At 52.7% G+C, this 13,134-nt stretch carries 18 protein-coding genes; 12 read left to right on the top strand and 6 right to left on the bottom strand.

All coding sequences use genetic code 11. From position 1 onward, the window contains the following. Nucleotides 1–28: 28 nt before the first annotated feature. Both ACOZIO_RS16470 and ACOZIO_RS16475 read right to left on the bottom strand, forming a co-directional pair. Nucleotides 29–751: a molecular chaperone gene (locus tag ACOZIO_RS16470; protein ID WP_421595508.1), complete on the bottom strand. Its 723-nt coding sequence runs from the start codon at nt 749–751 to the stop codon at nt 29–31. 50 nt (nt 752–801) lie between these two features. Continuing rightward, nucleotides 802–1,368: a fimbrial protein gene (locus ACOZIO_RS16475; RefSeq protein ID WP_129954389.1), complete on the bottom strand. Its 567-nt coding sequence runs from the start codon at nt 1,366–1,368 to the stop codon at nt 802–804. A gap of 676 nt (nt 1,369–2,044) precedes the next feature. On the opposite strand from ACOZIO_RS16475, the gene phnF reads away from it, so the two are divergent. From phnF to ACOZIO_RS16525, 10 genes are read left to right on the top strand one after another with little or no spacing between them, the layout of a single operon-like run. After that, nucleotides 2,045–2,770 carry a phosphonate metabolism transcriptional regulator PhnF gene (gene phnF / locus ACOZIO_RS16480; protein ID WP_421595509.1) on the top strand — a complete coding sequence of 242 codons (726 nt, stop codon included), beginning with the start codon at nt 2,045–2,047 and terminating at the stop codon, nt 2,768–2,770. Next, entirely contained in the window at nt 2,771–3,214 is a 444-nt protein-coding gene (gene phnG, locus ACOZIO_RS16485; RefSeq protein WP_421595510.1) for a phosphonate C-P lyase system protein PhnG, read from the top strand. Nucleotides 3,215–3,217: 3 nt separating this feature from the next. Next, nucleotides 3,218–3,799: a phosphonate C-P lyase system protein PhnH gene (gene phnH / locus ACOZIO_RS16490; RefSeq protein ID WP_129954383.1), complete on the top strand. Its 582-nt coding sequence runs from the start codon at nt 3,218–3,220 to the stop codon at nt 3,797–3,799. Continuing rightward, on the top strand, nt 3,799–4,881 hold the full coding sequence (locus tag ACOZIO_RS16495; protein WP_129991631.1) for a carbon-phosphorus lyase complex subunit PhnI: 1,083 nt from the start codon (nt 3,799–3,801) through the stop codon (nt 4,879–4,881). Before phnH ends, ACOZIO_RS16495 begins: the two co-directional genes overlap by 1 nt. Beyond that, the gene (locus tag ACOZIO_RS16500) at nt 4,871–5,746 is read left to right on the top strand and encodes an alpha-D-ribose 1-methylphosphonate 5-phosphate C-P-lyase PhnJ (protein WP_129954379.1); all 876 of its coding nucleotides are present in this window, start codon (nt 4,871–4,873) and stop codon (nt 5,744–5,746) included. Before ACOZIO_RS16495 ends, ACOZIO_RS16500 begins: the two co-directional genes overlap by 11 nt. Continuing rightward, entirely contained in the window at nt 5,746–6,537 is a 792-nt protein-coding gene (gene phnK, locus ACOZIO_RS16505) for a phosphonate C-P lyase system protein PhnK (protein ID WP_129954377.1), read from the top strand. The genes ACOZIO_RS16500 and phnK overlap by 1 nt, the downstream gene beginning before the upstream one ends. Before the next feature lie 28 nt (nt 6,538–6,565). Next, the gene (gene phnL, locus ACOZIO_RS16510) at nt 6,566–7,273 is read left to right on the top strand and encodes a phosphonate C-P lyase system protein PhnL (protein ID WP_129954375.1); all 708 of its coding nucleotides are present in this window, start codon (nt 6,566–6,568) and stop codon (nt 7,271–7,273) included. Beyond that, nucleotides 7,270–8,406: an alpha-D-ribose 1-methylphosphonate 5-triphosphate diphosphatase gene (gene phnM / locus ACOZIO_RS16515; RefSeq protein WP_129954373.1), complete on the top strand. Its 1,137-nt coding sequence runs from the start codon at nt 7,270–7,272 to the stop codon at nt 8,404–8,406. The genes phnL and phnM overlap by 4 nt, the downstream gene beginning before the upstream one ends. 25 nt (nt 8,407–8,431) lie before the next feature. After that, nucleotides 8,432–9,007, top strand: a complete 576-nt coding sequence (gene phnN, locus ACOZIO_RS16520; protein ID WP_421595511.1) for a ribose 1,5-bisphosphokinase — start codon at nt 8,432–8,434, stop codon at nt 9,005–9,007. A gap of 8 nt (nt 9,008–9,015) precedes the next feature. Next, the gene (locus ACOZIO_RS16525; RefSeq protein ID WP_421595512.1) at nt 9,016–9,654 is read left to right on the top strand and encodes an acetyltransferase; all 639 of its coding nucleotides are present in this window, start codon (nt 9,016–9,018) and stop codon (nt 9,652–9,654) included. 98 nt (nt 9,655–9,752) lie between these two features. Here ACOZIO_RS16525 and ACOZIO_RS16530 read toward each other — a convergent pair whose 3' ends face one another. Further along, nucleotides 9,753–10,394: a hypothetical protein gene (locus ACOZIO_RS16530; RefSeq protein WP_217138271.1), complete on the bottom strand. Its 642-nt coding sequence runs from the start codon at nt 10,392–10,394 to the stop codon at nt 9,753–9,755. 186 nt (nt 10,395–10,580) lie between these two features. Here ACOZIO_RS16530 and ACOZIO_RS16535 point away from each other — a divergent pair, with 186 nt between their 5' ends. Then, on the top strand, nt 10,581–11,099 hold the full coding sequence (locus ACOZIO_RS16535) for a type 1 glutamine amidotransferase domain-containing protein (protein WP_129954365.1): 519 nt from the start codon (nt 10,581–10,583) through the stop codon (nt 11,097–11,099). Nucleotides 11,100–11,129: 30 nt separating this feature from the next. Here the strand turns inward: ACOZIO_RS16535 and ACOZIO_RS16540 are convergent, their stop codons facing one another. Further along, nucleotides 11,130–11,573, bottom strand: a complete 444-nt coding sequence (locus ACOZIO_RS16540) for a YhbP family protein (RefSeq protein ID WP_421595513.1) — start codon at nt 11,571–11,573, stop codon at nt 11,130–11,132. 116 nt (nt 11,574–11,689) lie between these two features. Between ACOZIO_RS16540 and ACOZIO_RS16545 the strand changes: the two genes are divergently transcribed. After that, nucleotides 11,690–11,992, top strand: coding sequence for a GIY-YIG nuclease family protein (locus ACOZIO_RS16545; RefSeq protein ID WP_129954361.1), 303 nt, complete (start codon nt 11,690–11,692; stop codon nt 11,990–11,992). Nucleotides 11,993–12,032: 40 nt separating this feature from the next. Here the strand turns inward: ACOZIO_RS16545 and ACOZIO_RS16550 are convergent, their stop codons facing one another. Both ACOZIO_RS16550 and ubiT read right to left on the bottom strand, forming a co-directional pair. Continuing rightward, the gene (locus ACOZIO_RS16550) at nt 12,033–12,536 is read right to left on the bottom strand and encodes a GNAT family N-acetyltransferase (RefSeq protein WP_129954359.1); all 504 of its coding nucleotides are present in this window, start codon (nt 12,534–12,536) and stop codon (nt 12,033–12,035) included. Further along, complete coding sequence (gene ubiT, locus ACOZIO_RS16555; protein WP_129954357.1) at nt 12,530–13,051, bottom strand: ubiquinone anaerobic biosynthesis accessory factor UbiT; 522 nt, start codon at nt 13,049–13,051, stop codon at nt 12,530–12,532. Before ubiT ends, ACOZIO_RS16550 begins: the two co-directional genes overlap by 7 nt. Between the last annotated feature and the right edge of the window lie 83 nt (nt 13,052–13,134).

Below are 13,134 nucleotides of genomic sequence, written 5' to 3' on the forward strand. Positions count from 1 at the left end.
CTTAATTTATTGCAATAACGTTACGTCATTACAATTTCAATTCCTTATTGACAAACGCACCCAGGTCTGTGATGAAAGTATATTTAAGGACCGGTGCCGTAGAATTTTTAATATTTTTAAATTCAAACAGTTTACTACTGAAAGGTTCGATAACATCGCCCTGAAGAATAGTATCTTCCTGACCCGCAATCTTTAGCGAGGCAAAAGAAATATAATATGGCGAGTTATTGCTTCCCGTAACTTTATAACCTGTTGCTGTTTTCTGTGTGGTCCAGGCAACATTCTCTGAAGCAGTTAAAAGTTCGCCTTTTAAGCCCGCCGGGCGGTAAAAGAATTTAAGGCGTGTTCTTACCGCAATATTCATCAGATTCTTATCAGCTGCATTCTCACTTTCAGGGGGTATATCGAGAATGTTTATCCAAAGCATCGTCTCGCGATCCTGAGGGTATTTACTGGCTGTTTCGTCTGTCGGAAAGATACGTAAGACCTTCCCTTTGCCTTTATTAACTCTGGCAATCGGTGGGTTGATGATAAAAGGTAAATTCTCTTTATCTTCAACGCTTGATTCCCGGCGACTATCAATCCAGACCTGAATAAGCGCAGGAGCATCCCCGACATTATTAATACGGACTGATTGCTCTTTTTCTTTGGCGTTAAAAATAACCCGCGTTCCCATGACCTGAATAGAGGCAAAGGCTGGCGTCAGGAATGAGAAAAACAGAGGCAACAGAATTGCCAATTTTAGCTTCATCTTTAATACTCCGATAATTAACCAGGGTACAAGTACCCTGGTTATTATTCTTAGTTATAAATAATGGAGTAAACAACGTCAGTATTCACTGTACCTGCAGTAGTTGCACCACCGGTAGCAATATATTGTGCCCAATAATCAAAACGGGCAGCATTATTTGAAATTGCTTTACCGGTAGTCGGATCAGTCACTGGTACACGTAAATCGATGGCTTGTTTGTTTTCGTCAGACAAGACAACCTGTACTTTCGTTGCCGAACCTGAAGCAGTAGAGTTCATCAGGTTACCGGTCGCACTGTCAATTTTGGTACTTGCCGCACGTTCCCAGGAAACGTTAGCAAATTTACCATTCGGACAGTCAGTACCACTTAAGCTGATATAAAATGGCGTGTCACCGGCTTTCTTACCGGTAGCATCCAATGCTGTCGTGCTGACAGGTTTAAGGTTGACTGTAAAAGTACCAGATGGCGTCAGGCCTTCATCAGTCCCACCATTGACAATACAGGTTGCACTACTAATGGTACCGGTAAAAGTAATGGTACCGTCTTCAGCACTGGCCGCCATGCTGCTGGCAAATAAGCAAACAGGCAATAATAAAAGTTTGGATTTCTTTAACATAAATAACTTTTCCTTGTTATTGAGACAAATATAATCAACCGCTCTAGAAGATGCATATTGTACATAAATGAACGATAGTTGAAATATATACTAATTTTTAACAAATCACTTCCATATGCGATTAATTATATTTTATTATGTTTTTTTGATTTATTATTTACAACCCAAATGAATTTATGCCGCTATTGTATATTCACTTTTAAATTCAGCATGAAAAACACCGGGTTATACTTTTAGAACTCCACTTCGTGTTAAGCATTTCGTTTAATTGCCCTGTCTTTTTTTTAAATTAAGATATGGATGATTATAAATTAAAATAACTTAAGATCTAAATTGTAAAAAACACCTAGAATAATTTACATTTGGAGGAAAGATAAAATCTAATAGAATCAAAGGAGAATAAACATTTAGTAAAAACTATCCTAAGGTAAATGTTAATAAATCGCGTTTCAAAAAGTTCCCTCAATTTTGAACTTTTTTCCCCTTATTTCATCTTTCACATCACTGCAACCAGAACTTCACCCAACTGTCACTTAACTTCTCCAACATGATGCCAACACCGAACTGAGGTTTGCATCATGTCTCCTTTATTTCGTTTCCGAAAAATTCTCCGGCGAATGCACATTACCGCAGCGCTCTCCTTTGCCTGTTTCTCCCGTGCGAGGTATTCATTGTGATGAACTTATCTAGACATCCGACCAGTCACACGACTGTCTATCAACAAATTGCCGCTGAGCTGGAACAGGAACTGCGTAACGGTTACCGCTGTGGCGATTATTTGCCACCGGAACAACAGCTTGCCGAACGTTTTCAGGTAAATCGTCATACGCTGCGCCGTGCGGTGGATGAGCTGGTGGATCGCGGCTGGCTGCAACGCCGCCAGGGAATTGGCACGCTGGTCCTGATGCGCCCTTATGATTATCCGCTGCATTCACAGGCACGGTTCAGTCAGAACCTGTTGGATCAAGGCAATCACCCGACCAGCGAACGACTGCTGGCGGTGCTGCGTCCGGCGACCGACCACGTTGCGGCGGCACTGTCCCGTCAGGAAGGCGATACGGTGATCCATCTGCGTACGTTACGCCGCGTTAACGGCGTGCCGGTCTGCGTGATTGACCACTATTTACCGGACCTGGACTGGTGGCCTGCGCTGCAAAATTTCCACAGCGGCTCGCTGCATGATTTTATTCGCCAGGAAATTAAGCAAAAACTCACCCGCCGTACCACCCGCATTAATGCCCGCCGCGCACTGGCTAAAGAGAGCAAATTACTTGAAATCGTACCCCAGGCACCGCTGCTGTGTGTCCGCACCCTGAATATCTGTGAAAGCAACGCGTCCGTGGCGGAATACTCCGTCAGCCTGACACGTGCCGACATGATTGAACTGACAATGGAGCACTGAATGGATCACTTGCAAACCCGCCAGCGCTGGATGTCAGTGCTGGCTCACAGCCGGCCTGATGAGTTGCTCGCACACTGGCAACCGCTGAATTTATCGCCGCAATTTGAGCGACTCCGTGCAGCTGAAACCGGCCTGACTCAGCTTCAGGGCCGGATGGGGGGTACCGGTAAACGTTTCGTGACGGGCGACATGACCATTACCCGCGCGGTTATCCGCACCGATAACGGCATCTATGGCTACAGCTATGTTGCCGGTCGCAATAAAGCCCACGCCGAACTGTGCGCCATCATTGATGCATTACTGCAAATACAGGGCATGGACGAACTGCTGCATAAACGCGTGATAGCACCGCTGGCCGCACTGCAACAGGAACGCCGCCAGCAACGTGCCCGCGAAGTGGCTTCCAGCCGCGTCGATTTCTTTACTCTGGTTCGTGGAGAATAACTCATGTCACTTGTTGCCAGTTTTCAGCATCCGGTCGCCGATGCGCAGTACAGTTTTCGCCGTATTCTCAAAGGATTAAGCGAGCCAGGCATCAGCGTACAACTGCCTGCCATGCCCGGTTTCGGCGCACTGGGATCCGCCAGTGCCTGTGTGCTGCTGACGCTTATCGATCAGGACACACCGCTATGGCTGAGTGCATCGCTTAACGATGAAATCCTGCGTAAAAACCTGCGTTTTCATACCGGCGCCGTACTGACCAATGACCCATCCGCTGTCAGTTTTGCGCTGGCTGATCCTGCGCTGGACAGCGCAACCCTGCTGGCTTTCCCGTGCGGCGATGAAATGTCGCCGGAGCTGGCGACCAGCGTGATTGTTCAGCTCGAAAGCCTGACCGGTGGCACGCCGCTGCGCCTGCGCGGGCCGGGCATTGAAAACAGCCGGATTATTTCTCCACAGTTGCCTGATTGCGTGCGCGATTATCTGCTGAACCGTCCTCACCGTTTCCCGCTGGGTCTGGACTTTATGTTCACCTGCGGCGAAGAACTGATTGCCATACCGCGCACCACGCGCGTGGAGGTCTGCTGATGTATGTAGCCGTTAAAGGGGGTGAGAAGGCGATTGCCGCCGCCCATCAGTTGCTGGCGCACGAGCGCCGTGGCAACACGAATGTGAATGAAATCGGCTGTGATCAGATCGAACAACAATTAGGTCTGGCAGTCGACCGCGTCATGAGCGAAGGCGGGATTTATGACCGCGAACTGGCAGCACTGGCCATTAAACAGTCCGGCGGGGATCTGGTTGAAGCCATTTTCCTGCTACGCGCTTACCGCACGACATTACCCCGTCTGGCCACCAGCGAGCCGCTGAATACCCAATCGATGCGTATTGAACGGCGTATTTCCGCCATCTATAAAGACTTACCCGGCGGTCAGGTGCTCGGTCCCACTTACGATTACACCCACCGTCTGCTCGACTTTGCGCTGCTGGCCGAAGGCGAAGCGCCGTTCACGCCAGTGGCAGATGAACCGCAGCCGGAAAACTGCGGCCATGTGTTTGATTTACTCACGCAACAACAGCTGGCGATTCAGGAAGAAGATGACGGCAGCGAACCGGAAGATATCACCCGCACGCCGCCTGTCTATCCGGCATCCCGCGCCGCGCGCCTGCAGCAACTTGTCCGCGGCGATGAAGGATTTTTGCTGTCGCTGAGCTATTCCACGCAGCGCGGTTACGGGCGAACGCATCCTTTCGCCGGTGAAATCCGCACCGGCTGGCTGACGGTCGAAATCGTGCCGGAAGAGCTGGGCTTTGCGATTGATATCGGCGAAATCCTGCTGACCGAATGCGAGATGGTGAACGGTTTTGTCGCACCGGAAGACAAGCCCCCGCACTTTACCCGCGGTTACGGACTGGTGTTTGGTCGCGCTGAACGCAAGGCGATGTCGATGTCGCTGGTCGATCGCGCACTGCAAACCCGTGAATACAACGAACAGATCAGCAGTCCGGCGCAGGATGAAGAATTCGTGTTATCCCATGCCGATAACGTCGAAGCCGCCGGTTTTGTCTCGCACCTCAAGCTGCCGCATTACGTCGATTTCCAGGCCGAACTGGAGTTGTTAAAACGCCTGCGCGCCGCAAAACAACAGGACTCCGCCCATGAACAATAATGCCGCCCAAACGATCACCGGCTACAACCACGGTTATCTCGACGAGCAGACCAAACGTATGATCCGCCGTGGCATCCTGAAAGCGGTGGCGATCCCCGGTTATCAGGTGCCGTTCGCCGGTCGCGAAATGCCGATGCCTTACGGATGGGGCACCGGCGGGATCCAGCTGACTGCCAGCGTGATTGGCGAAAACGACGTGCTGAAGGTTATCGATCAGGGCGCTGACGACACCACCAATGCCGTGTCGATCCGTAAATTCTTCCAGCGCGTCGCAGGGGTGAAAACCACCGGGAAAACCGTGGAAGCCAGCCTGATCCAGACCCGTCACCGCATTCCGGAAACACCGTTGCAGGAAGATCAGATCCTGATCTTTCAGGTGCCGATCCCGGAGCCGCTGCGTTTTATCGAACCGCGTGAAACCGAAACCCGCAAAATGCACGCGCTGGAAGAATACGGCGTGATGCAGGTGAAGCTGTATGAAGACATCGCACGCTTCGGCCATATCGCCACCACCTACGCCTATCCGGTGAAAGTGAATGATCGTTACGTGATGGATCCGTCGCCGATCCCGAAATTTGATAACCCGAAAATGAACATGATGCCTGCATTGCAGCTGTTCGGCGCCGGACGTGAAAAACGCATTTACGCCCTGCCACCGTTCACCAAAGTAGAAAGTCTGGACTTTGACGATCATCCGTTTACCGCTCAGCGATGGGATGAGCCCTGCGCCCTCTGCGGCTCGCACCACAGTTATCTCGATGAAGTGGTGCTCGACGATCAGGGCAACCGCATGTTCGTGTGCTCCGACACCGATTTTTGCGCTCAGCAGGTTGAGCAACAGGCTTCAAACGAGGGTAACCACTGATGAACACTCCCTTAAATCTTACCGCCGGGCCGCTGTTGTCGGTGAATAACCTGACTCATCTTTATGCGCCGGGCAAAGGCTTTTGCGATGTGTCGTTCAATCTGTATCCCGGCGAAGTGCTGGGCATTGTCGGCGAATCCGGTTCCGGCAAAACCACACTGTTGCAGTCGATTTCTGCCCGTCTTGCGCCGCAGCAAGGCAACGTGATTTACAACAACGGGCAGGTTCCTGCGCAATCGTTGTATGACATGCCCGAAAGTGACCGCCGCCGTCTGCTGCGCACCGACTGGGGCGTGGTGCATCAACATCCGATGGACGGCCTGCGTCGCCAGGTTTCAGCCGGGGGAAATATCGGCGAGCGTCTGATGGCTGTCGGTGAGCGCCATTACGGCAATATCCGCAAGAAGGCCGGTCAGTGGCTGGAAGATGTCGAAATCCCGGTTTCACGTATTGATGACCTGCCGACCACGTTTTCCGGCGGAATGCAGCAACGTCTGCAAATCGCCCGCAATCTGGTGACGCATCCCCGTCTGGTGTTTATGGATGAACCAACCGGTGGCCTGGATGTGTCCGTTCAGGCACGTCTGCTGGATTTACTGCGCACGCTGGTGGTGGAAATGCAGCTGGCAGTAGTGATTGTCACCCACGATCTTGGCGTTGCCCGCCTGCTTGCGCACCGTTTGCTGGTGATGAAACAAGGTCAGGTGGTGGAAAGTGGTTTAACCGACCGCGTGCTCGACGATCCGCATCATCCCTATACACAGCTGCTTGTTTCTTCCGTGCTGTCCTGAATCTACTTCCAGAGAAAGAGTGACCAAAATGACGACGAAGCTCAGGGTCGAAAATCTCAGTAAAACTTTCGTGCTGCATAACCAGAACAGTGCCCGATTACCGGTGTTCAGTCACGCCAGTCTGACGGTCAATGCCGGGGAATGTGTGGTGCTGCATGGCCAGTCCGGTAGCGGAAAATCCACCCTTTTGCGCTCCTTATACGGCAACTATTTGCCGGACAGCGGCACCATCTGGGTGGAGCATCAGGGTCAGCAAATCGACATCGTCAGCGCCGAAGCGCGCGAGATTCTGGCGGTTCGCCGTCATACCGTCGGCTGGGTCAGCCAGTTTTTGCGGGTTATTCCGCGTATCAGCGCGCTGAATCTGGTGATGCAGCCGCTGCTCGAACTGGGTGTGGATAAAGCGCAGAGTGAATCACGCGCCAGCGTATTGCTGCACCATCTGAACGTACCGGAACGCCTGTGGCATCTTGCGCCTTCAACGTTTTCCGGTGGCGAACAACAGCGCGTGAATATCGCCCGTGGTTTTGTGGTCGATTATCCGGTGCTGTTGCTCGATGAACCTACCGCCTCACTGGATGCGGTTAACCGCGCCGCCGTGGTTACGCTGATTGAGCAGGCCAAAGCACGCGGTGCGGCGGTCGTCGGGATTTTCCATGACGAGGATGTGCGCCAACGTGTTGCCGACCGTTTGTATGAAATGAGCCCCGAAACCGCGCCGGAGATGTCCGTATGATCATCAATAACGTCAGACTGGTACTCGACGATCAGGTTGTTGAAGGATCGCTTGAGATGAAAAACGGCGTGATCAGCGCCTTCGCAGACAGCTGCAGTCAGTTGCCACAGGCGCTGGATGCGCAGGGCGGCTGGTTGCTGCCGGGTTTAATCGAGCTGCACACCGACAATCTGGATAAATTTTTCACGCCGCGCCCGAAAGTTGACTGGCCGGCGCATTCGGCTATGAGCAGTCATGATGCCCTGATGGTCGCCAGCGGCATCACCACGGTGCTGGACGCCGTCGCTGTCGGTGATGTGCGCGACGGCGGACATCGTCTGGATAATCTGCAAAAGATGATCGACGCTATCATCAACAGTCAGAATGCCGGACTAAACCGCGCCGAACACCGGTTGCATCTGCGCTGCGAACTGCCGCATGAAACCACCTTGCCGTTGTTCGAAAAGCTGATGGATACGTCAATACTGTCACTGGTTTCGCTGATGGATCATTCACCGGGCCAGCGCCAGTTCGCCACGCCGCAGAAATACCGTGAGTATTATCAGGGCAAGTACCACCTTAACGACCAGCAGATGGACGACTATCAGGAAGAGCAAATCGCCCTCTCGCGCCGCTGGGCACAGCCAAACCGTGAAGCCATTGCCGCGCACTGCCGGGCACGCAATATTTCACTGGCCAGCCACGACGACGCGACGGCCGCGCATGTTGAAGAATCGCTGGCACTCGGCAGCGTGATTGCCGAATTCCCGACCACTGAAGAGGCCGCACGCGCCTCGCACGCCAACGGTTTGCAGGTGCTGATGGGTGCGCCAAATATTGTGCGCGGGGGGTCCCATTCCGGCAATGTCCCGGCGCATCATCTGGCCTCGCTCGGTCTGCTGGATATTCTCTCTTCTGATTACTATCCCGCCAGCCTGCTCGATGCTGTTTTCCGCATTGCCGGTGATGAAAATAACGCTTTCAGCCTGCCGCAGGCGGTGAAACTGGTAACACGTAATCCGGCCAATGCCCTGGGCCTGAAAGATCGCGGTGAAATAGCCGAAGGCAAGCGCGCGGATCTGGTGCTGGCACGCGCGCATGGCGATCATCATTACGTGCAAAACGTCTGGCGTCAGGGCATTCAGGTGTTCTGAGGGGATGAGAGTCTAAGGAGATGAAATGAGTCGTTTACTCTATCTGATGGGCGCTTCTGGCTCGGGAAAAGACAGTTTGCTGGATGCCCTGCGTCAACATTTACCGGACAATGTCACGGTGGCGCATCGTTATATTACGCGCCCCGCAGACGCCGGTTCGGAAAATCATATTGCATTGAGCGAAGCTGAATTTATGCAACGCCGTCAGCAGGGATTGTTCGCGCTGGAATGGGTCGCACACCAGTGCCGGTATGGTGTGGGCATTGAGATCGACCATTGGATGCAGTTGGGCTGTCATGTGGTGATGAACGGCTCGCGTGCTCATCTGGAACAAGCCCGTCAGCGTTACGGCCAGCGCCTGCTCCCGGTGTGTTTGCAGGTATCGGATCCTGTGCTGGCCTCACGACTTTCGCAGCGCGGACGTGAGGATGTGGCGCAAATTGCCCGCCGTCTGCAACGTGCCAGAGAATATGCCAGCACGCTGCCCGCAGAGTGCCATCTGCTGAACAACGACGGTGCATTGCAGGAAACCTTACAGCATCTGCTGGCGATCCTGTCTCTGCCGGTCAGTACGCCTGTTTATCCCGTAACTTCACAATGAAGGATCCTATGACAGACATCATTTCTCCCTTTTCGCTGGCTGATGAACAGGATTATGCCCGACCTAAAATTGGTCAGCAGGTCGAGCTGGACGGATCGCAGCTCGGACAATATGTACATATTGCCGATAATGCGATTATTGAAGAAACGCAGATCGGCGATTACTCCTATACCGCCGGGAATAATCAGATCTTCTATGCAACGATCGGCAAATTTGTATCGATCGCCACCTATGTACGGATCAATCCTGGTAACCATCCGACTTATCAGCGCGTGGCTCAGCACCATTTTACCTACCGCAGTTCGGCATACGGGCTGGGTGAGGACGATCAGGCATTTTTCGACTGGCGACGTGAACATCACGTCACCGTGGGTAATGATGTATGGATTGGTCATAACGCGGTGCTGATGCCCGGCGTGAAAGTCGGTAATGGCGCGGTCATTGGTACGTCAGCCGTAGTGACCAAAGACGTCGAGCCATACTCTATCGTCGCAGGCGTGGCGGCTAAAAAGATCGGCATGCGGTTTGACGACAGTATGATCGAACGGATCGAGAAAAGTCAGTGGTGGAACTGGGATCATGAAACACTGAAAGAAAGGATGCCGGACTTCAGAGATCTGGCTGTGTTTGCGGAAAAATATCTGTAGAGAAGGTGGGGAGCGGGCTCAGGGTTTGACAGGCAGAAAATTCGCATTTTTTGCCTGTCAGCTTATCACAGGGATCCGCTGAAGCGGATCCCTGTGCATTAAAGTTCTTCAACGCTGGCAGCAATCTGATCGGAATCCAGCACGGTGATTCCCCCCAACCCGGCGTTAAACGCCTGTTCCAGCAAAGCTTTTGCCACGATGTCAGACTCCACGGCTTTCCATTTCCCTGGCAGCATTTTGAATAATGGCGCGCTCAGTTGCTCGAGCAGGCGCGGCGGATGACGCCGGCCTACCAGCAGCGACGGTCTGACCAGCGTGAGCAGTGGCCAGCCCTGTTGCATCAGCGCCAGTTCCATTTCACCTTTGGTGCGGTTGTAGAGGAAACACGAATGCGCATCCGCGCCGTGTGCGCTGACAGCCAGACAATGGCGGGCACCCAGTTCCCGTGCCGCTTTGGCGCAATCGACCACCAGATCGTAATCCACGGCCCGAAATGCCTGTGCACTTCCCGCCTGTTTACGTGTGGTACCCAGACAGCAGAACAGCAAATCAATCGGTTCATCAAGTGCAACAACCAGTGAGGTCAGATTCGTGCCCAGCGGATTGATCAGTTTATTGCCCGGTGGCAACGGACGGCGACTCGGCGCAACAATACGGCTGACACGCGGATCCAACTGCAGCAGGCGTAAAAGCTCCCTCCCGATCAGACCACTCCCACCCAGCAGAAGAACTTTTGCCATATCACTTCCTTTTAAATCACGGCATACAGACACAGAGGATCGAAGTGTTACCTGAATGTGAATATCACGCTATAAGACAGTTCCTGTTACCTGACCAGACTCGGAGGAATCCAGTTTGATCAGTCCGTCCCTGGCTTCTAGGATTATGGGGGTAAGTCAAAAAACACATTCTCAGCAGGAGGAACCATGAGCAAGAAGATAGCGGTACTCATCACTGATGAATTTGAGGATTCTGAATTCACTTCACCCGCCGGGGCTTATCGCGAGGCTGGACATCAGGTCATCACCATTGAGAACAAAGCGGGTAACGTCATTAAAGGCAAGCAGGGGAAAGCTTCCGTTACCATTGATAAATCAATTGATGATGTGAACGTCGCTGAGTTTGACGCCCTGCTGCTGCCCGGCGGACATTCGCCGGATACCCTGCGCGGAGATGACCGGTTTGTCGAATTTACCCGGGAGTTCGCCAATAGCGGCAAACCGATTTTCGCCATCTGTCACGGGCCGCAATTGCTGATTAATGCCGATGTCGTTCGGGGACGCAAACTCACCACGGTGAAACCGGTGGTCGTGGACGTGAAAAATGCGGGTGCCGAGTTTTATGACAAAGAAGTGGTGGTCGACAACAACACGCTGGTTACCAGCCGGACGCCGGATGATCTGCCCGCTTTTAACCGTGAATCACTGAAGATTCTGGCAGAATAAACCCGCCGCCCCTCTGCACAGAGGGGCAAATCACCGTGTCTCTTCTCTGTCCCATACAAGTTTCTTACCAAATCCCAACGCATTATCTGTCATTTTAATGTGGCTGAGCCTCAGTGCCCAGACCGGCGCTTTCATCGCGATGGCGACAGGGAAACGTTTACAATACTGACTGCGCGCACGGCTTTCTTCTTCACCATCGAGAACGGTAGCTTCCCCACGATACTGAATGCCTTTAATTAGCGCGATGGATTTCGGAGGTGGCGCAATCGTTCCCACAATGTGTGGCGATCGGGACATCAGCGAGCCATGAAGAGTTTTGAGTTCTGTCATGAAATAGAGCGTCATGCTGCCCTCATCGGTAACATAAAAGCAATTAGCGCTCCACATTTCGCCGTCAACAGTAGCGCACAGCGCCAATACATGGTTCTTTTTCAAAAATTTCAGGATATGTTGCAGATCATCAGGGTTATTCATCGCCAATCCTCATCTTCATTTTTCACAGTTTAACGCTGTATGACGATGTTTTGCCTCACTCTGTTGTGCCTTTCGGGTAAACTGACACGACCTTTTCCTTTCCCATACCTAAGCTTATGCCCGTCACCGCCAACTGGTTTTTATATATGTTGAGAACGCCAACCGGGATGCTCTATACCGGCATCACGACAGACGTGACGCGGCGTCTCGCCCAGCATCAGTGTGGTAAAGGAGCGAAATCATTGCGTGGGAAAGGAGAATTAGCGTTGGCATTTCAGTGCCAGGCAGGTGACCGCTCGCGGGCATCAAAGCTGGAAATAAAAGTCAAAAAACTGAGTAAGGCACAGAAAGAGCTGCTGGTGACAAACGCGCCGGAATGCCTGGAAAATTATCTGGGATTCGCGGAAAGCGGAAAATAAAAAAGGCCGGGAAACCGGCCTCTGTGCCCTCTGACTGTCATCAGAAGCGATTAAACGCTGACGGGAAGACCACTTCACCGCTGGCGTCGGACAGCGCATCGTCTGCCAAAGTAAACAGCTGGAACATGGTTTCAGTATCTGTCCAGCGGCAATGCAGGCCGTGAGCAGCCGCAGGTTGAAAACCGAAACGCTTGTAATACGCAGGGTCACCTAATACCACGACGGCGGCATAACCAAATTCATTCAGGGAATCTAACCCTTCGTACACCAGTTTTTCGCCCAGTCCCTGACCACGCAGAGAGTGCTCTACCGCCAGCGGTGCCAGCGCCACCCAGTTACGGTCTTCGCCCTGAATATCCACCGGACAGAATGCCACATACCCCACGACACCCCCTTCATCGTCGGTCGCGACCACGCCAAGCGTCAGGAGACCATCTTCACGCAACTCCTGCACCAGATCAGCTTCTGCGCCAGTCGGAAATGAGGCGCGCAGCAGACGGTCTATGCCCGCAGCATCGACCGGAATTTCAGTACGGATTAACATGGCTCAGCTACCGGAGTTTTTGACCCGCGGTCCTCTTGCAGTCCCGCTTCGACAAAACCGGCCAGACGCAGCAGGCCGTTTTTCAGCAACAGCGGCATGGTATCAAGATCGATAGAATCCATCAGATTTTTCACATACAGACCGAGCTCCGTATCGCCTTCAATGCGCAGACGGCGCTGGAAGAACAGCGTATCAGGATCTTCTTTACGGGCGGCAATCAGGATCAGGTCGTTAGCGTTTGCGCTGAAGCTGACATCCGCCTCGCCGTGTTCAGCGATCATCAGCTTACCTTCGCCCACCGACATCAGCCAGCTCAGGTTCAGATCGCTGACATCAATTTTCAGCCATCGGTTTTCGAGGAAATCCAGTTCGCCATCAGCCAGTGCCTGACGAAGCTGCCAGCTCAGCACCTGTTGCAGAACCTGACGTTGTAATGCAAATGGCGTGAATTTCAAAGGCACACTCAACAGGGTGGGTCCCTGACGAACCAAACGTGCACGTAGTTTTTGCAACACTGGCACTACTCCTCTCGGTAACTTTTCGACAAGTTTTAAGGCGGTTATGCGGCCTATTTTGACACATTGCCGGTAACGTTCAG

Origin of the sequence: Rahnella sp. PD4, from assembly GCF_049199325.1 — a bacterium.
GTDB lineage: Bacteria > Pseudomonadota > Gammaproteobacteria > Enterobacterales > Enterobacteriaceae > Rahnella > Rahnella perminowiae.

What these genes read in the sequence shown, in the direction of transcription:
- ACOZIO_RS16470 (WP_421595508.1), bottom strand. Translation starts at nt 751, where the DNA reads ATGAAGCTAAAATTGGCAATTCTGTTGCCTCTGTTTTTCTCATTCCTG.
- ACOZIO_RS16475 (WP_129954389.1), bottom strand. Translation starts at nt 1,368, where the DNA reads ATGTTAAAGAAATCCAAACTTTTATTATTGCCTGTTTGCTTATTTGCC.
- phnF (WP_421595509.1), top strand. Translation starts at nt 2,045, where the DNA reads ATGAACTTATCTAGACATCCGACCAGTCACACGACTGTCTATCAACAA.
- phnG (WP_421595510.1), top strand. Translation starts at nt 2,771, where the DNA reads ATGGATCACTTGCAAACCCGCCAGCGCTGGATGTCAGTGCTGGCTCAC.
- phnH (WP_129954383.1), top strand. Translation starts at nt 3,218, where the DNA reads ATGTCACTTGTTGCCAGTTTTCAGCATCCGGTCGCCGATGCGCAGTAC.
- ACOZIO_RS16495 (WP_129991631.1), top strand. Translation starts at nt 3,799, where the DNA reads ATGTATGTAGCCGTTAAAGGGGGTGAGAAGGCGATTGCCGCCGCCCAT.
- ACOZIO_RS16500 (WP_129954379.1), top strand. Translation starts at nt 4,871, where the DNA reads ATGAACAATAATGCCGCCCAAACGATCACCGGCTACAACCACGGTTAT.
- phnK (WP_129954377.1), top strand. Translation starts at nt 5,746, where the DNA reads ATGAACACTCCCTTAAATCTTACCGCCGGGCCGCTGTTGTCGGTGAAT.
- phnL (WP_129954375.1), top strand. Translation starts at nt 6,566, where the DNA reads ATGACGACGAAGCTCAGGGTCGAAAATCTCAGTAAAACTTTCGTGCTG.
- phnM (WP_129954373.1), top strand. Translation starts at nt 7,270, where the DNA reads ATGATCATCAATAACGTCAGACTGGTACTCGACGATCAGGTTGTTGAA.
- phnN (WP_421595511.1), top strand. Translation starts at nt 8,432, where the DNA reads ATGAGTCGTTTACTCTATCTGATGGGCGCTTCTGGCTCGGGAAAAGAC.
- ACOZIO_RS16525 (WP_421595512.1), top strand. Translation starts at nt 9,016, where the DNA reads ATGACAGACATCATTTCTCCCTTTTCGCTGGCTGATGAACAGGATTAT.
- ACOZIO_RS16530 (WP_217138271.1), bottom strand. Translation starts at nt 10,394, where the DNA reads ATGGCAAAAGTTCTTCTGCTGGGTGGGAGTGGTCTGATCGGGAGGGAG.
- ACOZIO_RS16535 (WP_129954365.1), top strand. Translation starts at nt 10,581, where the DNA reads ATGAGCAAGAAGATAGCGGTACTCATCACTGATGAATTTGAGGATTCT.
- ACOZIO_RS16540 (WP_421595513.1), bottom strand. Translation starts at nt 11,573, where the DNA reads ATGAATAACCCTGATGATCTGCAACATATCCTGAAATTTTTGAAAAAG.
- ACOZIO_RS16545 (WP_129954361.1), top strand. Translation starts at nt 11,690, where the DNA reads ATGCCCGTCACCGCCAACTGGTTTTTATATATGTTGAGAACGCCAACC.
- ACOZIO_RS16550 (WP_129954359.1), bottom strand. Translation starts at nt 12,536, where the DNA reads ATGTTAATCCGTACTGAAATTCCGGTCGATGCTGCGGGCATAGACCGT.